Annotated in this window: 25 protein-coding genes; 4 read left to right on the top strand and 21 right to left on the bottom strand. The window is 41.8% G+C overall.

Annotated elements, in window-relative coordinates:
• Window positions 1-198: 198 nt before the first annotated feature.
• From D0469_RS03260 to D0469_RS03250, 3 genes are all read right to left on the bottom strand, one after another.
• Window positions 199-363 (bottom strand): YvrJ family protein, encoded by a 165-nt coding sequence (locus tag D0469_RS03260; RefSeq protein WP_117325207.1) that lies wholly within the window; start codon window positions 361-363, stop codon window positions 199-201.
• Window positions 364-445: 82 nt separating this feature from the next.
• On the bottom strand, window positions 446-664 hold the full coding sequence (locus D0469_RS03255) for a DUF2922 domain-containing protein (protein ID WP_117325206.1): 219 nt from the start codon (window positions 662-664) through the stop codon (window positions 446-448).
• Between the two features lie 39 nt (window positions 665-703).
• The gene (locus D0469_RS03250; RefSeq protein ID WP_117325205.1) at window positions 704-922 is read right to left on the bottom strand and encodes a DUF1659 domain-containing protein; all 219 of its coding nucleotides are present in this window, start codon (window positions 920-922) and stop codon (window positions 704-706) included.
• Window positions 923-1,132: 210 nt separating this feature from the next.
• Here D0469_RS03250 and D0469_RS03245 point away from each other — a divergent pair, with 210 nt between their 5' ends.
• On the top strand, window positions 1,133-1,960 hold the full coding sequence (locus tag D0469_RS03245; protein WP_158553335.1) for a glycerophosphodiester phosphodiesterase: 828 nt from the start codon (window positions 1,133-1,135) through the stop codon (window positions 1,958-1,960).
• Window positions 1,961-2,063: 103 nt separating this feature from the next.
• Here the strand turns inward: D0469_RS03245 and D0469_RS03240 are convergent, their stop codons facing one another.
• The 6 genes from D0469_RS03240 to D0469_RS03215 form a co-directional block, all read right to left on the bottom strand.
• The gene (locus D0469_RS03240; RefSeq protein ID WP_233522922.1) at window positions 2,064-2,561 is read right to left on the bottom strand and encodes a hypothetical protein; all 498 of its coding nucleotides are present in this window, start codon (window positions 2,559-2,561) and stop codon (window positions 2,064-2,066) included.
• Window positions 2,562-2,780: 219 nt separating this feature from the next.
• Window positions 2,781-3,041 carry a DUF3243 domain-containing protein gene (locus D0469_RS03235; RefSeq protein WP_407675724.1) on the bottom strand — a complete coding sequence of 87 codons (261 nt, stop codon included), beginning with the start codon at window positions 3,039-3,041 and terminating at the stop codon, window positions 2,781-2,783.
• Window positions 3,042-3,212: 171 nt separating this feature from the next.
• Window positions 3,213-4,718, bottom strand: a complete 1,506-nt coding sequence (locus tag D0469_RS03230; protein WP_117325202.1) for a UDP-N-acetylmuramoyl-L-alanyl-D-glutamate--2,6-diaminopimelate ligase — start codon at window positions 4,716-4,718, stop codon at window positions 3,213-3,215.
• 367 nt (window positions 4,719-5,085) lie between these two features.
• A complete protein-coding gene (gene cphA, locus D0469_RS03225) occupies window positions 5,086-7,719 on the bottom strand; it encodes a cyanophycin synthetase (protein ID WP_117325201.1) in 2,634 nt (877 codons plus the stop codon).
• The gene (locus D0469_RS03220) at window positions 7,716-8,528 is read right to left on the bottom strand and encodes a cyanophycinase (protein ID WP_117325200.1); all 813 of its coding nucleotides are present in this window, start codon (window positions 8,526-8,528) and stop codon (window positions 7,716-7,718) included. The genes cphA and D0469_RS03220 overlap by 4 nt, the downstream gene beginning before the upstream one ends.
• A gap of 283 nt (window positions 8,529-8,811) precedes the next feature.
• On the bottom strand, window positions 8,812-9,105 hold the full coding sequence (locus tag D0469_RS03215) for a DUF3817 domain-containing protein (protein WP_117325199.1): 294 nt from the start codon (window positions 9,103-9,105) through the stop codon (window positions 8,812-8,814).
• Window positions 9,106-9,311: 206 nt separating this feature from the next.
• Here D0469_RS03215 and D0469_RS03210 point away from each other — a divergent pair, with 206 nt between their 5' ends.
• Window positions 9,312-9,440, top strand: coding sequence for a 3-methyladenine DNA glycosylase (locus D0469_RS03210; protein WP_117325198.1), 129 nt, complete (start codon window positions 9,312-9,314; stop codon window positions 9,438-9,440).
• Between the two features lie 328 nt (window positions 9,441-9,768).
• Here D0469_RS03210 and D0469_RS03200 read toward each other — a convergent pair whose 3' ends face one another.
• From D0469_RS03200 to pdxR, 12 genes are all read right to left on the bottom strand, one after another.
• Window positions 9,769-10,821, bottom strand: coding sequence for a M42 family metallopeptidase (locus D0469_RS03200; protein ID WP_117325196.1), 1,053 nt, complete (start codon window positions 10,819-10,821; stop codon window positions 9,769-9,771).
• A gap of 172 nt (window positions 10,822-10,993) precedes the next feature.
• Window positions 10,994-11,143, bottom strand: a complete 150-nt coding sequence (locus tag D0469_RS20930) for a hypothetical protein (RefSeq protein ID WP_158553334.1) — start codon at window positions 11,141-11,143, stop codon at window positions 10,994-10,996.
• 189 nt (window positions 11,144-11,332) lie between these two features.
• Window positions 11,333-12,322, bottom strand: a complete 990-nt coding sequence (gene galE, locus D0469_RS03195; protein WP_117325195.1) for a UDP-glucose 4-epimerase GalE — start codon at window positions 12,320-12,322, stop codon at window positions 11,333-11,335.
• 174 nt (window positions 12,323-12,496) lie between these two features.
• Entirely contained in the window at window positions 12,497-13,378 is an 882-nt protein-coding gene (gene sdaAA, locus D0469_RS03190) for an L-serine ammonia-lyase, iron-sulfur-dependent, subunit alpha (RefSeq protein ID WP_117325194.1), read from the bottom strand.
• Between the two features lie 46 nt (window positions 13,379-13,424).
• A complete protein-coding gene (sdaAB, locus tag D0469_RS03185) occupies window positions 13,425-14,087 on the bottom strand; it encodes an L-serine ammonia-lyase, iron-sulfur-dependent subunit beta (RefSeq protein WP_117325193.1) in 663 nt (220 codons plus the stop codon).
• A 301-nt stretch (window positions 14,088-14,388) separates the two neighbouring features.
• The gene (locus tag D0469_RS03180) at window positions 14,389-14,622 is read right to left on the bottom strand and encodes a group-specific protein (protein ID WP_117325192.1); all 234 of its coding nucleotides are present in this window, start codon (window positions 14,620-14,622) and stop codon (window positions 14,389-14,391) included.
• Window positions 14,623-14,660: 38 nt separating this feature from the next.
• Window positions 14,661-15,173, bottom strand: a complete 513-nt coding sequence (locus D0469_RS03175) for an acyl-CoA thioesterase (protein WP_117325191.1) — start codon at window positions 15,171-15,173, stop codon at window positions 14,661-14,663.
• 21 nt (window positions 15,174-15,194) lie between these two features.
• Window positions 15,195-16,400: an MFS transporter gene (locus D0469_RS03170; protein ID WP_117325190.1), complete on the bottom strand. Its 1,206-nt coding sequence runs from the start codon at window positions 16,398-16,400 to the stop codon at window positions 15,195-15,197.
• 185 nt (window positions 16,401-16,585) lie between these two features.
• The gene (locus D0469_RS20925) at window positions 16,586-16,741 is read right to left on the bottom strand and encodes a hypothetical protein (RefSeq protein ID WP_158553333.1); all 156 of its coding nucleotides are present in this window, start codon (window positions 16,739-16,741) and stop codon (window positions 16,586-16,588) included.
• A gap of 100 nt (window positions 16,742-16,841) precedes the next feature.
• Window positions 16,842-17,393, bottom strand: coding sequence for a M15 family metallopeptidase (locus D0469_RS03165; RefSeq protein ID WP_117325189.1), 552 nt, complete (start codon window positions 17,391-17,393; stop codon window positions 16,842-16,844).
• Between the two features lie 277 nt (window positions 17,394-17,670).
• Window positions 17,671-18,375 (bottom strand): DUF459 domain-containing protein, encoded by a 705-nt coding sequence (locus D0469_RS03160; RefSeq protein ID WP_158553332.1) that lies wholly within the window; start codon window positions 18,373-18,375, stop codon window positions 17,671-17,673.
• A gap of 195 nt (window positions 18,376-18,570) precedes the next feature.
• The gene (gene pdxR, locus D0469_RS03155) at window positions 18,571-19,968 is read right to left on the bottom strand and encodes a MocR-like pyridoxine biosynthesis transcription factor PdxR (RefSeq protein WP_117325187.1); all 1,398 of its coding nucleotides are present in this window, start codon (window positions 19,966-19,968) and stop codon (window positions 18,571-18,573) included.
• Window positions 19,969-20,190: 222 nt separating this feature from the next.
• On the opposite strand from pdxR, the gene pdxS reads away from it, so the two are divergent.
• Together pdxS and pdxT are read left to right on the top strand one after the other, a co-directional pair.
• Complete coding sequence (gene pdxS, locus D0469_RS03150) at window positions 20,191-21,078, top strand: pyridoxal 5'-phosphate synthase lyase subunit PdxS (protein ID WP_117325186.1); 888 nt, start codon at window positions 20,191-20,193, stop codon at window positions 21,076-21,078.
• Window position 21,079: 1 nt separating this feature from the next.
• Window positions 21,080-21,676: a pyridoxal 5'-phosphate synthase glutaminase subunit PdxT gene (gene pdxT, locus D0469_RS03145; RefSeq protein ID WP_142919152.1), complete on the top strand. Its 597-nt coding sequence runs from the start codon at window positions 21,080-21,082 to the stop codon at window positions 21,674-21,676.
• The last annotated feature ends 153 nt before the right edge of the window (window positions 21,677-21,829 follow it).

The following is a 21,829-nucleotide window of genomic DNA, read 5'->3' as shown; positions in this document are numbered from 1 at the left end:
GGATAGGGAAACTTCGTCAACGATACATCGTCCGAAACAAAGTCATAGCTTATTGAAGATGTGGGTCATACAGAAGTTGTCACACGATGTAGCGCACTTAGTCTGTGTTCTGCTTTATGCGGATGGAAATTGGGTTTCATATTTATGCTTTCCTATCCGCCAAAAAGACCATCCATCCGGACGGCCTCTTGCTTTTTCCTATGAAACATTCATGCGGTTTCCCGGTTCTTCTGCCAGCCGGTTCGGGAGGCTTAAAATGCTTTCATTCAATGCATCCAGTTTTGCTTCAATTCTATGAAGCAAATAAAGAGTGACAATAATCGGAAAGCCTACCTCGCTTACGAACGGAAGAAGCTGATCCATTCTTCCACCTCATTCCTTAGAAAATTAGGGAGGCAGACCGCGTAAATTCTTCGCTGCCTGCCTTCCAATGTAAGCCGTGATGTTATTTCACTTCGTAATCAGTCACGTTCCGCTCTATTACCCTTGCCCCTTTTACTGAAGCCAGGCCGCCTGTTTGCGTCGTAAAAGCTTGTGCAGCAACCACTTGCTCCATCGCCATTTTTACGTCAGCGATATTAACTGGCTCCTTTGGATCCTCAATGGAGATGGCAGATGTTTTGCCTTCCTCCGTTACAAAAATCAATTCGAGTGTTTTTGCCATTTTCACTCACCTCCCTTCTCTGTTTCACTGCTAATTAAATTAAGCAGTAATGTTCATTGCATCCTGGCGGATAATTGCGATGACAGGGTGTACTTGCAGGGAAGCAAGAGCCTGTGCTGCCTGAAGCAACTGGTCAGCTGTTACACCAGATTGAATGTTTGAGAAAGCTTTGCGTTTAATAATTGGCTCTCCCTTTTCATTCATCCCGTTTTCAAAATCAATTCTTAAGGTACTTGTCATTAGTGATTGAGTTGCCATGTTTCGTTCACCTCCTTTCACCTGTTATATAAACCAAAGGAAAGGAAAAGGAGCATCCTTGAAAAAATTAATGAAAAAAACATGGTCTTCCTGCTTACGAAATCGGGTTTGACTTGAATACAGATGATTCTTACAATGAAATGGACCTTCCAAAATAGAAGGCCATAGAGAATAAAAATGCATTTTTTATATAAAGAAAAGGAGAAGGAAATGGCTTTCATACTTGTAATTGTTGCAGTAGCAATATTTCTAAGTGTCCTAATACTACTTTTCCGAAACCAAGCTCCTGCCTATGAGGTCCCACTGCGCCGAAAACAAGCTGTGCTAAAAATCGGACACAGAGGTGCATCAGGCTATCGTCCGGAAAACACTCTTTCCTCCTTTAAGAAGGCGATCGAGCTAAAAGTTGATTTTATTGAATTGGATATACAATTATCAAAGGATGGCCAAATTGTCGTTTTCCATGACCCAACCGTTGACAGGACGACAAATGGCAAGGGGGAAATTAGGGATTATACATACGAGGAGCTATTCCTGCTTGATGCGGGGAGCTGGTTCCATCCGAATTTTTCCAATGAATATATCCCTCTGTTGAGTGAAGTTCTTGATATTTCCTTACCTGACACAGGCTTGATCATTGAATTAAAAAACCCGCACCTTTCCCCGGGTATTGAACTAAAGTTAGCGGATGAGCTTTTGAAAAGAAAATGGGACTCAGAGAAATTTGCTGGCATTCTTGTCCAGTCGTTTGACAAAGAAACTATCAAAAGGTTCCATGCCCTTCTACCAGAAATCCCTATTGGAATCATTGTGAGGTACAACCCAAAAGGAATTTCAGACTCGTTCCTTAACGAGGTGTCGTCATATGCCGCTTTTGTAAATCCTAAACGTTCTATGATAACACCAAACTTGATTGAAAGAATTCATTCAAAGGGAATGAAAGTTTTCACCTGGACAGTAAATGATAAAAAACAGGTGGCTAAATTGTTATCCTATGACCTTGATGGCATCACAACTGATTATCCTGACCTTTTTTAGCCTACTAACTGAGAACTTAATTTTGCTTTCAAACACAAAAAAGCAGGATTGCATCGCAACAATCGAGTACAATCCTGCTTTAGCATGTTTTTGAAGGTCTTCCTTAAAAACATTGAAACGAACGGATTTGCCGTGTATCAATTCCAAAATAAACCCAGCGGTTAGCCCGTTGTCTCCAGCGCCATCCGGCGACCGAATTTCGGCCAATGAAGGTCGGAAAAAACCAAAATGAGTTTCCGGTATTGAGCCATACATAGGTGTAACGGTATAAACACCCTCGCATCGAACCTGGATCCACCGCAAACACCTGTGCTCCTTGAGCAGTGCTCATTTGTGGAACAAATTGCGGAGGTGGTCCAGATGGCGGACTTCCTGCACCCTGCTGCTGGGAACCTGGTCCCCCACCTTGGAATGGAGGCTGACCTGGCGGCTGGAAAGGTCCTCCGCCCGGAAATTGCTGCCTATTTGGCTGAGGGAAAAATCCTTCGCCAGGAAATTGCGGCGGCTGGAAATACCCTCCCCCCGGGATTTGTTGCTGATCAAGCTGATTGTCTTCGTCATCAAATGGAAACATATAATATTGCTGCCAGTAATCTTGCATGTTCCTCACCTCACGTCATGAGTTCCCTTTAAAATATGTGGACTCATGCGGAATGGTGCCTGTCAGTATCAAAAAGTTATATAACAAGCTGTTAAAATCTTTATTTAGTTTTGTTGGCTGATTCTGTACTTGTTCAAAAAGTTGCTTTCTTATCTTTTATAGAAAAAACCCGCTGCCATGATTTTTGCTTTGGCAGCGGGTTTTCAGCTAAATAGACTCTTAATGAACCATTTTTACAAGCATATGAGCCAGCATGTGCTGCTGCTCTTCATTTCCTGATTTCCAGAGTTCTTGGAGAAGCTTTTCTTCCCGATTACGAGGTTCTTCATGAGCGGCAAGATAATCTGCTACCTTTTGGGCAGTTTTGGCCAGCTGCTCTTCATTCATGCCCAGACTTTCACCTTTGGACACCTTTTCCCCCAGATAGGATTTAAACGTATCGAAGCTCGATAATATTTCATCTTTCTTCTCTTGACCCATGCCTGATAGCTGCTGCTCGACTTTTTCTTCAGCTTGAGAGTTGCCGGATTGATTAGAATGTTCCATTTTTTCCTTCACTCCTTTTTTAGGGTACGCCTTCTTTTTATCCGTAATTAGGCGCTCTTAAACCTTTTCCAATATAAAAAAAGAGACCTTAGCAAAGGTCTCTTCCTATCCAGTTTGATGATTGTCTGCGGTACTGCCTTCAATTGGCTCGTTTCCCTGTCCAGTTTCCGAAAATAAAAATGACAAAGTGTCTTTATCAGAAAGGGAAGGTAGTGTAAACGCCTGTTTATAAGGTTCTCGACCTTTACCTGTCACCAGTACCCACTCTCCGGGAGAAGCAGTTTTCCAAGCCTTACGGATGGCAAGTGTTCGATCATAGATTATCTCGCTATTTTCGCTATCTATAACTCGGCATAATGCCTCCAATTGTTCTATCATCTCTTCTTGCGGGACACCATTCAGGTCATCGAGCGTAAGTATCCGCCTATCACTGTTCCGGGCAGATGCCTGTACCATATGTTCTCGTTTGGTAGTATCACGGTCCCCCCGAAATCCAAAAATATGGGTCACTTGCTCTGCACCAAGATTCTTCGCCGTTTTCAAACAATATTCAATGGCATCCTCAGTGTGGGCATAATCCACCACAAACGTAGCGCCCGCAGGATGTGGAAACATTTCAAACCGGCCAGGTACACCCGGGAATGATTCAAGTGCCTGAATAATATTTACAGCTGGAATGCCGAGCTGTTTCGCTGTTGCAAAAGCCATGGATGCATTATAGACATTATGCTCACCTGGAAAGGGCAGGCTCATTGAATAGTTCCCCTCATGGTCTAAAAGGCTGCACTCCGTTTTGTTTTTTACGTTGATTTTGTCAATTACTAAATGATCATCCTTTAACCGGCCAACTGTAATCACATTGGCCAATTCTTCCTTTAATCGCCTGGCAAGTTTTTCTCCCCAGACATCAAGCCGATTAATTACCGCTTTTCCATCCTGTTTTAGATACTGAAATAGTTTGGATTTTGAGGCAAAATAGTTTTCCATACTATGGTGATAGTCGAGGTGCTCATGGCTGAGATTCGTAAAAAGCGCCAAATCGACTTCCAGATTCTCCACCCTTGATTGTTCAAGTGCATGAGATGAAATCTCCAAAACAACGAATTCATCATTACTCTCAGCAAGCAATTTCTGCAGCTGGACCGCATCTGGTGTTGTATGGGTTGACTGATGATGTTCTCCATTTATGATATAGGAAACTGTTCCAAGCAGGGAACACGAAAGTCCAGCAGAATTTAGAATATGCCTGAGCATGTAGGAAACTGTTGTTTTCCCATTTGTTCCAGTAATTCCGATAATCTTATGCTTTCTTGATGGATTCCCGTAAAACGTGGAGGCCAATTTAGCGGCGGCCTTTCGGCTGTCATTAACTTTAATATATGGAACAGGGGGATTTAATTTTTTCTCTCCAATTATTAGAGAAGCGCCTTTCTCGATGGCGTCGTTAATGAAGTTATGACCATCTGTACTGTACCCGTTGATTGCTACAAATATATAGCCTTCTCTCACTTTCTGAGAGTTTATCTCTATACCGGAAATCAGCCTATTCGGGATAGACGGGATGGTTTCAGTACAATCATGTAAGCAATATATCAAATTGGATAATTCCATATTGGTAACTCCCTTTCACTATTCCCGTGGACAAAAATTTCCCGGCAAATAGCAGCTCCTCTAATTTGCGATTTTTCTCTTGATGTCAATTATTAAAATAGACTCAATCCTCTCTAATAGCTTTTTCCATTTGTGATATTATAATGCTGAAAAATTGTTGTCTTAAATTGCTTAATTCAACCAGCCGATTACACCTCTAGCTTTTAGTTGGTTTAATATCAAAGGAATACTAAATACTGATCGTGTCAAATTTTGCACTATTATGTAATTACACTTTCCTGGAATCAAATGCAAGCCCTATCGATCTCCAATATCCAATAAGTCCCCCGCTGTTATGCTTACCAACGGGGGACTTATTGTGTAGGAATTATATTTTTCTGCTGCCCAACTTTTTATCCGATGAAAATCGTTCAAAAAATTGGGTCACATAGTTAAAATCGGTATACAAAAATAAGAGAAGGTCTCCTGGCTGAGATTTTTCCCATGCAAATTGAAAGGCTTTCAGCTCATCACGGATGATGATAACACTGTCATTTCTCATATTTCCCGTATCGATGGCTGCCTGGTGCATGATCGAAGGAACTTCATATGGGTCCCTTCCCCTTAGGTCGTCATCCTCTTTAATAATCAGAATATCCGATTGTTGTGCGGCCATCTTTGCCATATTAACTATTTCTTCATCCTTGCGGTCACCTGGACCGGCTACAACCGTGAATAGTCTGTTTTTATTAAAAGATAGTAGTGTATCATAAATCGCTTCCATACCGGATGCGTTATGGGCATAATCCACCACAATCCTCCTGCCATTCATCTCTCTTACATTAAAGCGGCCTTTGGATAAAGTTGTATCCGGTAAAAAGGCCATAGCCTTTTCTTTTAGCCGCTCAAACGGAATACCCAGTGAGTGAGCCGCTGCCAAAGCCTGCAGCAAATTTGATATATTATGCTTGGCAGATCCGTTGATGGTAACCGGAATATCCCGAGCAGGCAAAAATCTCTGCCTAATCCCGCCTGCAGCAAAGACAATCCATCCGTTTTGGTCAGCATACCATGCTGATTTGCCTGACTGCAAAGCTTGGCGAAGATAGATATTATGTTCATTCTGTGAAGTATAAATAACTATTCCCTTTGTATAACCCGCCATTTTGGCCACTTCCGCGTCATCTGCGTTTAAAACACAGTAACCGTTTTCATGGACAACCTCAGGAATCAGCCTTTTCAGCTTTACAAGTTGTTCAAATGTATCGATTCCATCCGTGCCAAGATGGTCCTCTGCTACATTCGTGACAATTCCTATATCACAATAATCAAAAGCCAATCCTTCCCGGAGGATTCCACCTCTTGCTGTTTCCAGAACGGCATAATCCACGGCTGGATTACTAAGGATCTTTCGTGCGGAAATTGGTCCGCTGCAATCACCTTGATCAATTGGAAGGCTGTTAATGTATACTCCGTCTGAGTTGGTCATGCCGACCGTGACATTATCTTCAGATAAAAAAAAGTTCACCAAACGAGTGGTGGTCGTTTTTCCATTTGTTCCGGTTATTGCAACTACCGGGATAGCCGCTTCTTCCCTGCTTTTAAATAAATACTCCACGATCGCTTTCCCGACATCACGCTTTTTTCCTTCACTTGGATAATGATGCATCCTAATTCCAGGTGCTGCATTAACTTCTATGACAGCTACAGAATCCCTGTGATAAGGCTTGGAAATATCCTTACAAATTAGATCTATCCCTGCAATATCGAGTCCGATTGCCTTTGCAGCCGTAATCGCTATATTTTTAATTGTCGGATGTACCTGGTCTGTCACATCTAAAGCCTTTCCTCCGGTGGATAGGTTGGCGTTCCCAACCACCTGGATAACTTGTCCCTTGTCAGGAATCGAGTTTAGCGTTAAGTCCAGCTTTTCTAAATAACAGGTCACAGTGTGGTTTAACGGTATTTTTGACATTGGTTTTTCATGGTCATTGCCTCTAAGGGGATTTTTATTTTCCTCTTCAATAAGGCTTCGAATGGAATCTTCTCCATTTCCAATAACAAATGGAGGGACTCGAAGGCTGGCAGCCACCATTTTTCCATCAACGATCGTTAAACGGTAATCGTTCCCTTCATAATGTCTTTCAATAATAAATGATTCAACATGCTGGTCCAAACAATGAGCAACATTAAAAAGCTCTTCTTTGTTTTTAATATTAGTTATAACGCCCTCTCCCTGTCTTCCATTTGAAGGCTTTAAGACGAGCGGGAAACCCAGTTCTTCAGCAGCTTCAAAAATCTCTTCCAAAGTTGACACTTTTTCTCCAATTGGAACAGGAACGCCGCAGCTTTCTAAAATTGTTTTTGTGGCCTGCTTACAGCATGAATTTTCTACAGCAAGAATAGATGTCTGGCTGCTGATTGTCGCCTGGACAAATTTTTGCCTGGAACCTATCCCCAAACGCACAAGGCTATCTGTGCCTACACGTTCTGCAGGTATCTTTAATCTAAGGGCGGCCTCATAAATAGCCTCCGTGCTTGGCCCAAGTTTATTTTCATAATAAAGCTGGGCTATTTTATCGACAGCAGGCTGAATGGTGGATAACTTCCGGTCAGTCAACAGGGACATTACTATTTCCATGGCAGCTTCAAAAGCATAATATGCAGATTTTGGCTCTTTATAATCGTAAGCAATATAATAAATTCCAGGCTTGCTTCCAGTTATGGTCTTTCCCCGGTTTACTTGTATGCCGGCGAGTACTTGAAGTTCGATGGCCATGTGCTCCAAAATATGCCCCATCCACGTGCCCTCGTACAGGCGCTCAACAAAACCGCCCTCATATCCAGTAGAGCATGTATGCTTTTTTAGCGTAGGCATAATTTTCAATAGCTTTTCCGTGAAACTTGGAATTTTATCGGAGGGCTGATATTCGAGCTCTTCTATGTCCAGTTCAATCCATATAGAAGGCTTATAGCTGAAATAGTTTGGCCCCTTCAAATACCTTACACGGTTAATCTTCATTTCCCGTTCTCCTTTTTGAGTATTATCTTCCGGTTTGAAAGATCAAAGCTATAGCCGTGCGTAAGCGTATGCAAATGGAACCCGGAAATTGTAAGCTCTTCACTGCCATTTTCGGCTTCTTTAATTTCAATAAATTCATTGCTTTTACCATCTATTACAAGAACCTGATGTTCTCCAATCACTTCAAATACTCCGTCCTTAACTAAAATAGCGGTATTTTCATCAATCCCAATCCCTATAATTTCAGGATTTTCGGCAATTGCACTTAATAGCCGATCAAACCTGGCACGCTGGGAAAAATGCTGATCGATAATTAAATTGTCAAGAAAACCAAAACCGGTTCCCATTTCAATATCCAATTTATCATCATCCTGTTTCATGCTTGCCGCAACGATCATCTGCCTTGCCATAATCGATGCACCGGCACTTGTACCCGCAATAACCATACCGGCCTTCCATTTTTCATGTAAAATGCTATAAAGCTTGGTGCCGCCAATAATTTCGGCTAACCGGCTTTGGTCGCCTCCGGTAATAAATACCGCTGATAGGCTGGAAACCGTCTCAACTATATCGGAAGCATCTGCTCGGTCTCTGGAATCAACGTCAAGAACGATAACCCTCTCTGTTCCAAGCTTGTTGAATGTTTTTACATAAACTGAACTAACCTCGTCTGGAATCTTGCTTGCTGTTGGCAAGATGCCAATACCGCCTTGATTTTTTTTGGATAGCTCAAAAAAAACGTTTAGGACATCCCCATCTACACATTTTTCTTCAGCCCCTCCAATAATCAATAACTCACCTGGATTCATGACAATTTGCTCACCTTTACTTGTAGGATGTTTAAAACCAAAACAGTAGTACTTTACCCTGTATTTCCATTCTCTAAAACCCTTTGATGGGCATACAGAGTTTATTTTATTTACTCCGCTTTCTTTATTTCGATAGCCCGTTTTGCTGGTACCAATAATACATACCTTGTAGTATGCTTCAACCTGTTATATACATTCGTTTTCACTCTTACATTAGATAGAAAAAGCCCCGTCCATTTGTTGGACAGAGCTTAAATGTACAAACATATCTGCTGCAGGCTGCTTATTTCTCCATGTGACGAAGCCTTGTATCCAGGAAAAAGTTGCCGAATGGGATAAAGGCGACCGCTACTGAACTTATTACCCAAATGAAAGACCACCGAACTTTAAAAGTGACATAAGCAATTACAAAAAGGTAGGCAATAAAGAAGAAGCCATGCAGCGAGCCAACAAGCCTTACTGCTTCAGGAATATCCCAAAAATACTTCAAAGGCATCGCAAGAAATAACAGTACCAATAGCGAGCCACCCTCCACAAATCCCATAAATCGAAGACGCCCTACTGGAGTTGATAGCATATGTAAAACCTCCTAGTAATTATGAAAAGCATTTTGCTTATTATTATATAATATTCAGCATCAAAAAGGTATAAAACTCCATATTTTCAAAGGAGTGCCTTTTTAAAAAAAATTGTACAAAGTCCAATAATTGGCTCCCTTATTGGACGTTTTTACAGAATGTTAACGGGTATGTATACGATAAACATAATAAAGGAGGAGTTAGCATGGAAAATAGGCAGAACCAGTCAAATAACGATTCATTGGAGCAGAAAAAAAAGGAAGAACATAACCAAGATATCAGCCCGCAAAGGGATCCAGATAAAAATGATCAAGACAAATCAGCTTCAAAATAATTTAGAAAAGCAGCGTCCTTCAAAGGAAAAACGGCTAAGTTCGCCACTTCCTCACAAAGCGGCCGCTCTGTTTCTTGCAATGTATCGCGCCGAAGCAGTCCTTGTCCTGTGGCGACGCCGGAATTCATATCGGGACAAAAACCCTGCCAATGCAGGGTTTTTTGTCTAGCTGAAAATTTCATTTTAAATCAGCGTTTGTGCTCTTTGACTAAAAATTTTTTTGGTTTTTCAAAGGTTTCGGACCAATGAAATGTATTATTATTTCACAAAGCGATTCGGAAATTTCTTTCTTCAGGCACAATCAAGCCGGACGATTCCTTCACCGCCGCTATTTCACCATCTCAGACTGTACATAATGGAATAATAGATCTGCCGTATGCTTTAATGCAGTGATATGGGTCCTTTCGAATGCATGTGAAGCATCAATTCCTGGGCCAATCAAGCCATGGATCACATCATAACCAGCTTTGATGGCTGCAGAAGCATCCGAACCATAGTATGGATAGATGTCAACACGGTAATCCACACCATGCTGTTTCGCAAGATTCACTAAATGCTGGCGGATTTTTAAATTGTATGGACCGCTTGAATCTTTTGCACAAATCGAAACGCTGTATTCATCTGTAGCTTGCCCTTCACCGATTGCTCCCATATCTACAGCCAAATATTCAACTGTCTGGGCCGGGATGTTTGAATTGCCTCCATAGCCGATCTCCTCATTGTTGGAAATAAGAATATGTGTAGTGTACGGCAGGTTAATATTTTCCTTTTTAATGGTTTCAATTAAATGTAGCAGGATACCCACACTGGCTTTGTCATCCAAATGGCGCGATTTAATAAACCCTGTTTCTGAAACCTCAACCCTCGGTTCAAAGGAAACAAAGTCACCCACGGATATGCCCAGCTCTTCTGTTGCTTCCCTGGAATTCACGCGAGCATCAACCCTTACTTCAATAGTGGTTTCATCTCTTTTTGCATCTCCAGCATTTTTATAAACATGGACTGAGGTCTGGTTGATTAAAATAGTGCCTGTAATAATTTCCCCATCGGCACAGTGAATTTTACAGTATTCTCCTTCAACTGAATTCCACCTGAACCCGCCTATCATGGAAAGCTTCAAACGCCCGTTGCTTTTGATTTCCTTTACCATCGCACCCAGCGTATCCACATGGGCGGTAAGGAAACGATGCTTACTGTCATCGTTTCCTTTTAAAGTAGCAAGTAAAGCACCTTTGTTTGTAATCTTGTATGGCACCCCTGTCTTTTTCATGAATTGAGAGGTATAGGTTATAGCCTCTTCTGTATATCCAGAAGGACTGGGGATCGAAACTAGGTCGGTTATATATTTCACGATAGATTGTTCATTTATAGGTGAAGCCATACGTCTTTCCTCCCTGCTTCTAATAATGATTTACATCCATTGTGACTTATGGATGAATATGTATACTGCTTCAGTATACTATTAACTATAGCCCGATAAAAGGTACAGTCCGGCCGAATGAAAAAACCCTTGCCGGACTAGACTATGCAAGGGAATCAAAACTTATTATCTGTTAAATATTCGAAATGACTGGAGCCGCCAGCATAACGATGGAAGGAATAATATAAAGCATGGTGTTCTCAGCATTAATTCGGCCTCTCCAGCTGTTTTTCCAAGCTCTATACTTGGGCTGACGCTTTACATACCAATCTCCAAGCTTCACCAAAACCCACCTCCCGTTTGAATTGTTATTTTTTAGATACCCCTTATTAGAGGCCTGAAAACTAATCCAAATCGGAAAGAAGGTATAATATAATACTTGCAATGACAACAATTAAGATGCTGATTAAAATTTAAATACATTCCCATTAAAACTTGAATATTGACGCAAATGGACTTGGACAAAGCTTGCTTAATCGTTGTAACCGTTTGGATGTTCTTGATGCCAGTTCCAGGCATCCTTAATAATTTGATGAATGGATGTGCGGCTCGGATTCCAGCCAAGCATTTGCTTTGCTTTTTCCGAAGAAGCGATTAACCTGCTAGGATCCCCTTGCCTTCTATGTGCTATTTTTGCCGGAATTGGATGCTTTGTAACAGTTCGGGCAGCCTCAACTATCTCCTTCACTGAAAAGCCCTGGCTGCTGCCGAGATTGAAGATCGAGCTGTCTCCTCCATTCTGTAAATAACGAAGGGCTAAAATATGAGCCTCAATCAGGTCTTCTACATGGACGTAATCCCGGATGCAGGTTCCGTCTTCTGTGTCATAATCATTTCCGAAAATGGAAATATAATCACGCTGACCAAGGGCAACCTGTAAAACAACAGGGATTAAGTGAGTTTCAGGATTATGGTCTTCACCGATTTCACCTGTTTGCTTTGCTCCAGCAACATTAAAGTAACGCAATGAAACATACTTCAAATCATAGGCGCTGGCACACCACTTCATCATTTTTTCCATAGTCAGCTTTGTTTCACCATAGGCATTTGTGGGAGCGGTAGGAACCTCTTCAGTAATGGGCATTGCTTCCGGTTCGCCATAAGTCGCCGCTGTGGAAGAAAATACAATGTTTTTTACCCCGTTTTCTACCATTACATCCAAAAGCACTTGTGTCCCATAAACATTGTTATCAAAATACTCAATCGGCTTTGCCATTGATTCTCCAACCAGGGAGTTTGCTGCAAAATGAATAACTCCCTCGATCTGTTCACTCGCAAAAACCTTCTGCAAAAATGCTTTGTCACGAATATCGCCTTGATAAAAAGCGGCTTTCGGATGTATTGCCTTTTTATGCCCGGTCTGCAAATTGTCAACAACTGCTACTTCGAAATTTTGGTTAATTAATTGATAAACCGCATGGGAGCCAATGTAGCCGGCCCCACCCAGAACTAATATGCTCATCTAACGACCTCCGTCATCTCTTTCATTCCTGCTGTAAACAGTATGTTAAGGATAATGATTTATCCTTCCAGCAGAAAAACAATTTCCATTATTACTACCTGAAAGTTTAACAGATTTTCTCAAAGAAAAAGCAATAGATTTTTTATGAATATCTACTGCTTTCATAATCCATATTTACTTTAGCCCTGAACCAAATATCTTCGCTTCCAGCGCTTTTCCAGTTGGAGTTGCTGCAAGGCCTCCCTGCCCCGTTTCTCGAAGAGCTGAAGGCATACTCTGGCCAATTTTGTACATGGCGCTGATAACTTCATCACATGGAATACGGCTGGTAATGCCCGCAAGTGCCATATCAGCTGCTGTCATGGCATTCGAAGCACCCATTGCATTCCTTTTTACGCACGGAACCTCTACAAGCCCGGCGACGGGGTCACAGACGAGTCCAAGCATATTTTTTAGCGTAATGGCAAATGCTTCAGCACACTGTTTTGGAGTTCCTCCAGCCATTTCCACAATCGAGGCAGCAGCCATACCACTTGCCGAACCAACCTCTGCCTGGCAGCCTCCCGCTGCTCCTGATATGGAGGCATTATTCGCAACCACAAATCCGAAGGCAGCCGCTGTAAACAAAAACTCAATCATTTCCTGTCTGCTGGGCATCAGAACATCCTTAACAGCAAACAAAGTGCCTGGTACAACTCCAGCTGACCCGGCTGTCGGTGTAGCACAGATAGTACCCATTGCAGCATTTACTTCGTTCGTGGCCACGGCTTTGCTTACTGCGTCCAGAAGGATTGCACCTGATAAAGTCTTACCTCTTTTAATATAATTCTGAAGCAGCACGGCATCCCCGCCCGTTAAGCCTGAAAAAGATTTTACACCGCTCAGTCCCCGTTCGATCGCCTGCTCCATAACTGTTAAATTCCGATCCATCTTCTCTATAATCTGTTCCCGGGCTAAACCGGAAAAATCTATCTCCTGCTGAATCATTATTTCAGCAATTTTGACTTTCCTGCTCTCTGCTAGTTTTACAAGTTCTGCTACATTGCGGAAAAGCATATTTACCCTCCCTATTTGAGATTTTGTCTTATAATCATAAAACCTGCTATTCCACCATCCCGATTATTTGCGTTACATGCTCTAAAGCTTTTAATTCTTCAATGACGATATCTTCTACACGCTGGTCTACTTCAATCGCCATAAGAGCCATCTGCCCTTTATCTTTACGGGACACTTCCATATGGCCGATATTTATTTCATGCTGGGCAAGTATGTTCGTTACCGCAGAAATGAGCCCGGCCCTGTCGTTATGGACAACAAGGATTGCCGGGTTTGATCCTGAAAGCCGCAGTTTGAATGAGTTTAGCTCAACAATTTCGATCGTTCCACCGCCGATGGATATCCCTACTACCTCTAAATCTTTTTTATCATCCTCAATCCGTATCTTCACTGTATTCGGATGATCTGTTACAGTATCTTCTATCTGAAAAATAACCTCGATACCCGCCTCTTTGGCAAGCTGCAGTGAATTGGGTATCCGTAAGTCGAAAGTATCAAAATCAAGGATTCCTCCCACAATCGCTACGTCTGTCCCATGCCCTTTAAACGTCTTGGCAAATGAACCATAAAGCGAAATGACCGCTTTCTTTGGCTGCCTTCCGAATAAAGTTCTCGCCATACGGCCAATTCGTGCCGCTCCTGCTGTATGGGAGCTGGACGGGCCTATCATAATAGGGCCAATAATATCAAATGCTGATCTATACTTCATTTTGTTGGGCTCCTTTTTTATAAAAATGCAAAGTCACCAAGTTTGTACTATTACTATATTAAATGATCATGAAAGCGCTTACTCAATTGTCTAATACTTTACTATATAAATTCAATCAAGTTCCCATTTACCGCAGTAAAACGTTAATGTTCGCACCATAAAACCCATTACAGCATTTAAAGCAGATTAATAGTAACATATGCACCTGAAAAAGCAACTGCTATTATATACCGTTAAAAAGGACTGAAGCTTATACAAGCAACAGTCCTCTATCCTGTTATGCATATGTTGAAAATACCGCTTACTTTATATCCAGCAGTTTAACTATTTCCTTATTGCGTGAAATTCGTTCTTCCTCCGTCACGAGATCATACTTTTTCAGCAGATGAAATAATTCATTCAGTGCTTCCTGAGGCTTATCCTCCTGCAGAAATTGATCAAAGTAAGAGTAATAGGCATCGGGAAGGAAGCTTTTTTGCGACTCATATTTTTTCTTTACATCTTCAGTCGTATGGTCAATATTGCAAAGCCCCACTTTAAAGTCCCTCCATTTCTATATGATAAAGAATGGCTCTACCATGGCAGACTCGAGCCAAAAGCTTTAGCCATCATGTCTGTCTCTCTTCGGCGCTTTTTACGGGCTTCTGCTCTCTCTTTTGCAGAATCATACAAACTCTTTTCTACCTCGGTTTGCGGCACGACATTTGGTATAGGTGTAGGTCTCCCTGTTTCATCGATTGCTACAAATGTCAGAAAGGATATCGCGCAAACATGACGATCTCCTGAAAGCAAGTTTTCCGATATAACCTTTACTAAGACTTCCATTGAAGTTCTGCCAGTATATGTAACAAAGGCCTCAAGGCAAACCGCGTCCCCTTCATTGATGGGATGCAGAAAATCAACAGAATCTGTCGAAGCTGTTACAACAAAATTTCTGGCGTGACGCATAGCTGATATGGCCGCAACATCATCGATATAAGCCATTAGCTTGCCGCCAAACATTGTTCCATGATTGTTCGTATCCGGCGGGAGAACAATACTTGTTTTGACAACGAAGGAATCCCGGCAGAATTTTGTTTCTTCCATGATTCATACCCCCCATTAAAGTTAAGCCAATTCCTGGTTCTTCGTCTCTTTACCCCATATTAAAACACATATGGCTCCAATCATAATCGAAACCGTAAAAATCGTAAAAATAGTTGTTATCGATGTTTCGCGTGCTACTAAATAGCCAACGAGGAGCGGGCCGAGTATTCCGCCCACGCGGCCGAAAGAAGCAGCCATACCTGTACCAGTTGCGCGAATTACTGTTGGGTACTGCTCAGGCGAGTACGCGTACAATGCTCCCCAGGCCCCGAGATTAAAGAATGACAAGAAGACTCCTGATAAAATAAGCATGGAAAGCCCCTCAGCAGAACCAAAAAAGTAGGCACTTACTGCCGTGCCAGTTAAATATGTAACAAGGACGAATTTTCTGCCTATTTTTTCAATAAACCATGCGGCCGTAAAATAACCTGGCAGCTGAGCCAGTGTCATAATCAGCACATATTGAAAACTCTTGATCAAACTGAAGCCTTTCATAACCATAACACTCGGAAGCCATAAAAACATGCCATAGTAGGAAAAGACAACACAAAACCATAGCACCCATAGCACCGCAGTCTGGCGCACATATTTTCTTGACCATACACTGGCAATATTGGCCCAAACGGTAGGCTTCTTTTCTTTAGTAACGGAAATGAACTTTGCTGAATCCGGCAAATTCCAGCGTAAATACAGCGCATAAATCGCGGGAATGGCGCTGATTACCATGGCTGTGCGCCAGCCGTAATCCGGTATGATAAAATAAGAAATAAGTGCAGCAATCAGCCAGCCTCCTGCCCAAAAGCTTTCAAGAAGTACAACCACCCTTCCGCGCATATCTGCCGGTACACTTTCAGAAACCAGTGTCGAAGCTACTGGAAGCTCCCCTCCAAGCCCCATTCCAATAATGAATCGCAAAATCAGCAGCACAGCAAGACTGGGTGCGAGTGCGGATAGCCCACTTCCGATGGAAAACAGCAAAAGTGTAATAATAAAAACGGATTTACGACCGACCCTGTCAGCCATGAGCCCAAATATCAAGGCTCCTACAGCCATTCCTATGGAATTTACACTGCCTATCCATCCCATTTGCTGGACCGACAGATCCCAATCCTTTTGGAGCGCTGCAATTATGAATGAAAGCATCCCTACATCCATCGCATCGAATAGCCAACCAAGCCCTGCTATAGCAAGCAGTTTTCGATTAGAAACCTGAATTTCTTTTTTCATAAATAGCCCTCCCGGGCGCAGCCGGCAGCTATTTTAGATCGAACCGGTTGACCGCCCAACAAAATTGTCCATTTTCTATTGTAGTATGTCTCTGTTATTTTCTCCATCTTTTTGAAATTTCTTCATCTTACTTTTTAAATAAAAAAGAAGCCATTTCACAGGCTTCTTTTGCAGCAATTCCATACTTAATTGTACTGGGATACATTATGTTCAAACGGGAGCTCATCCAGTCCATCAAACTTCCCGTAACAGCTACCGCAAAGTTTCAATCCATCTTGTTCCCTGATATATGTTTCTTCTTCTAAAATAAGATCCATACATGCATAACAATTTCGAAACATGATGCCTTCCTCCTTAAGTTGTTTAGAATAGTATTTCCAAAATTAAGGAGGTTAAACAGCGTTTCCCTAACAGCTTGCAAGTACATATAATTGTACAGGCTTATTTTAGCCCTGAAGGCAATTGTCCTTTTTGCAGCTCCCATAACGAATAACCGAAATTGATCTCCAAATGAGCGTAATCCTTAAAGCCGTTCCAATCACCGCCCCATTCAAAGCCGAGTTCCTTTGCAATCGAAACGACCTCCATCCAGTCAGCCTTACCATTTCCATTACCATCCCGGTTCATATCCCAGCTGGCTGTCCCTTCTTTTATTAGAATGGCAAAGTCGATGGCAAGTCCGAAATTATGGAGCGACTCACCTCCGCGCGCATATGTGACAATATTCCCCGGAAGGGACCTTCCCTTCTCGTAAAGCTTATTTTGCTCTTCAATACTCCTAAAATCTGATGTAATCAAAATTGTAATCCCCTGTTCGGCTGCCCTTTTTACGAGGAGATCTTTCTTTTCAGCAACTTCTGGATGAAGCTCTGTTACCTTTGGTAGATTATCAAGGTCAGGGGGCTCAATAAAATTCTTATATACAAAAAATACTCCGTACACGAAAGCCGTTAGCAGGCCTATTGTTAACAAAAATCTAATGATTTTGGTCAAACCCTTTCATGTTCCTATCCAGTGGAACGCTTTTAAATGAATAACAGCTTAATAAAATTTAAATTCCCCTATATAATATTAGACGCGAAAAAGCTGTTAAGAGTTTCAATTTTAATTAACCTGGCAACCTTTTACGAAATTAATTTGATTTTACGAAAATGGTTATAATATCTTCACGGAATGATCCGGATTTCTCACGGTATTAATTTTATCTTCAGGAAATTAATTTTATCATCGCGGAATGATCCGGATTTTCACGGAATAACCTTTCATTCTGCTAAACTCCGAAATCATACCGTTCCATAATGCGTCTGGAAATAATTTTGTATCCTTTTTCGTTTAGGTGCAGAGAGTCACTAAAATATTTACTTTTATATTTATTTTTGAATAAATCATTGGTCGGAACGTATGTGATTCTTTCATTGTTTTTAATAAGTTGCTGTGTTGTATGGTTCCACTTATCGATTTCCTTTTCAATTTCCTTGTCATCAGGATATGGATTATAAAGTCCGAGAACAGCTATTTTCGCCTGGATGTTTTCATTTTGCAATATGGAAAGGATTTTTTTTAAGTTCTCAACATATTGGTCTTTGCCCTCCTTAATCTTCTTTTCATTGAGTGGAGCAAAATCGCCGCCGTTGTTATGGAGTAAATCGTTAGTGCCGATAAATACTATAAAATGTTCGGCCTCACCCAGTTTGGAAACAATCCGTGTATCGTTAAGCTGTTTAAGTACACCTGAGCTCTCCTGGCCAACAATTCCATAATTCCAAATCCTGTATGGCTGGTGGCCTTCCTGGGAATTCAGCTCCTTCTCTAGCCCATCAATATACCCTTCCCCGTGAATATCTCCAAATCCTTCGGTCAAAGAATCTCCAAAGGCTATGACCACAGGATGGTTGTTTGTCCTCTGCATTTCTTGATAAAACCAAACCGTCGCTATTCCTATTAGCAACAGCAGGCTAATCGCCAGTTTATTCATCCTAAATCTCCTCTTATGCTTGTTTAAGACCATTTATTCCCGGATAGAGCTATTTAGTAACATCCATGTTTTACCGGTTGAAACAAGAAAGGGGGCAGGGGAATATCTGAAACGCCTAATACATTTGTTTGAATGATTCAGCCAGCATAGATTATATAACTTGACTTAGGTTTTCATTAAGGAATTGGTCCCTAATTAAATACCCCAGCTTTTCATTAAAGACGTAATCGCATCGTCTAAATCCTCTTCAGGTATTCCGGCAAACCCTAAAATAATTTGCGGCGGCCCTTCGTATTTTTTTTCAAACGTGTACTGCGATAATGGGTAGACCCGGATATTTGCCGTTTCTGCCTTTTTAACTAAAAGTGTTTCATCCAATCCATTTTGTACGACAAGCACGATGTGCAAGCCAGAGTTCTCACCAATGACTTGGATTTTATCAGCATAGTGTTTAAGCATTTCAGTTATTTTTTCTAATTTTCGCCGATAGATTTTCCTCATCCGATTTAAATGCTTTCCAAAATCTCCATGCCTCATAAACTGTGCGAGAATATGCTGATCCATCCTTGAAACGCTGGAATTGTTGAATGATAATTCAGAGCGAAATCGTTCCATCAGTTGATGCGGAAGGACCATATAGCTGATCCGGATGGAAGGCATCAGCGATTTCGAAAAAGAACCCATGTAAATAACTTTTCCTTTTTGGTCCATACTCTGCAAAGAAGGAATTGATTTGCCGCTATAGCGATATTCACTGTCATAATCATCTTCAATAATATAACGGCCATCTGCTTCTGCTGCCCAATTTAACAATTTGTTCCGCCGGTTCACCGAAAGAATTGTACCGTACGGAAAATGCCTAGAAGGCGTTACATAAACAACATCAATTCCTGCGCGTGCTATTTCTGAAACCTTGACTCCAGAATTGTCAACCTGGAGCGGATAAAGATCCCTTCCATATGTTTTCATTATTCTGGGGATTAAATGATACCCCGGATCTTCCACTCCATATTTGGTTTTAGCATCCCATAATAAAACAAGCTGCTGCAGCAGAATTTCAATGCCTGCTCCAAGTACGATTTGTTCAGGGGAACACTTGACCCCTCTGGCATGATATAAATAATCTGCAATTTCCGTGCGCAGCTCAAATTCTCCCTGCGGTTCACCTAACAGCAGCAAATCGCTATTCCGCTCATCCATAACATTTTTTGCGTACTTCCGCCATTGCTGGAAGGGAAAACCTGCTGTATCAATAATGCTTGGATGAAAATGATAGCGAAATGATTCATTTTTAACATTGTCGGTTTTTATTGGAACATCCAGCTTTCCCACATATTCCAGGTCTTCCGATGCCATTACGAAATAGCCCTTCCGCGGTAGTACTTCCAGATATCCTTCTGAAGTTAACTGCTCGTATGCGGCTTCCACAGTGTTCTGGCTTATTTCCAAAAAATCAGCCAATTTTCGTTTTGAGGGCAGTTTCGTTTGATAATGAAGCCTTCCTTCAATAATTTCTCTTTTTATGTATAAATAAAGCTGTTCATAAAGCGGAATTTCATTCGTGCGGTCCAAATCACATGAGAGCATATCCACTATTTCATCGCCTCCTGAAAACTGACACCATCATTTTTATTAAAACTGACACTTTCAATGGAGTCTGTTTGTTTTTATAGTAAAAAACATATACTAAATTTACAAGAAGAAAAGTAAAAGCAATGAAGATTGCCGGCGCTTCGAGATTAACATTTCAGCGCGGCAGAACTGAGCTAGCTTCAGAAATTAGTATGTTAAAAAAATAAGGTCAGGGTGATAAAAATGGAAAGAGCTTTAGGAACAGAGGCTGTAAAAAGAGGTATGGCTGCTATGCAAAAAGGCGGCGTCATTATGGATGTAATAAATGCCGAGCAGGCAAAAATTGCTGAAGAAGCTGGAGCAGTCGCGGTTATGGCACTAGAACGCGTTCCATCTGATATCCGTGCAGCTGGCGGAGTAGCAAGAATGGCTGATCCACGTATTGTAGAAGAAGTGATGAACGCTGTGTCTATTCCGGTAATGGCAAAGGCTCGTATCGGGCACATTGTCGAAGCACGCGTACTGGAAGCAATGGGCGTTGATTATATCGATGAAAGTGAAGTTTTAACTCCAGCAGATGAAGAGTACCACCTATTGAAAAGCGCATTTACCGTTCCATTCGTTTGCGGATGCCGCGATTTAGGGGAAGCTGCACGCCGTCTTGGCGAAGGAGCATCCATGCTTCGCACAAAGGGCGAGCCTGGAACAGGAAACATCGTTGAAGCTGTTCGCCATATGCGCCAGGTGAATGCACAGGTCCGCCGCCTTGTTTCGATGAACGATGATGAAATCATGACCGAAGCAAAGATTCTTGGGGCACCTTATGAAATCCTGCTTCAAATTAAACGCGAAGGACGCCTTCCGGTTGTTAACTTTGCTGCCGGCGGTGTAGCTACACCTGCTGATGCTGCTCTTATGATGGAACTTGGCGCAGATGGAGTTTTCGTTGGCTCCGGTATTTTCAAATCCGATAATCCTGAAAAATTTGCGAAAGCAATTGTACAGGCTACTACATACTATACAGACTACAAATTAATCGGCGACCTTTCCAAGGAACTGGGTACTCCAATGAGAGGACTTGAAATATCCAAGCTTCAGCAATCTGACCGCATGCAGGAGCGCGGGTGGTAATATGCTGACAATAGGTGTTTTGGGCTTGCAGGGTGCTGTTTCCGAGCACATTAAGCAAATCGAAGCGGCCGGGTTTAAAGGTGTCCTTGTAAAAAAAGCTGAACAGCTGGAAGAAATTGATGGTTTAATCATTCCAGGCGGTGAAAGTACAGCCATAAGAAACTTGATGAACTTATATGGTTTTATTGATCCAGTAAAGGATTTTTCAAGCAAAAAGAAGCCGATATTTGGAACATGCGCAGGAATGGTGCTTGTTGCAGATAAGCTGAACGGCTCGGATGATGCTCATCTCAAGCTGATGGATATTAATGTAACCCGCAATGCCTTTGGCCGCCAGGTTGAAAGCTTTGAGACTGACCTTCCTGTAAAAGGACTGGCTGAACCATTCCCTGCTGTTTTCATAAGGGCGCCGTACGCTGAAAGTGCCGGTCCACAAGTTGAAGTTTTAGCTACTTACAGGGATAAAATTGTTGCCGCTAAACAAGACCATATTCTTGTCAGCGCCTTCCATCCGGAATTGACAAACGATACCCGCTTCTTGGAATTATTCCTGGAAATGGTGAAGGAGTCAGCTAAAACTACAGGTGCGGAAGTTTAAATTTTTCACAAAAAACGCATGATTTTATGCGTTTTTTTGTTGTTTCAAGATCTGCTTACTCAGATGCCTTTTTACAAAAAAAAATCCTTTGGAAAGCATCTAGTCAACAGTAGTTTTGATTTTACTGTGCAAAACCGGAAAGTCACTTGCCAA

The organism is Peribacillus saganii, from assembly GCF_003429095.1.
Taxonomy (GTDB): Bacteria; Bacillota; Bacilli; order Bacillales; family DSM-1321; genus Peribacillus; species Peribacillus saganii.
Note: the sequence above shows the minus strand (reverse complement) of the source record. Positions and strands in the feature narration are given on the sequence as shown.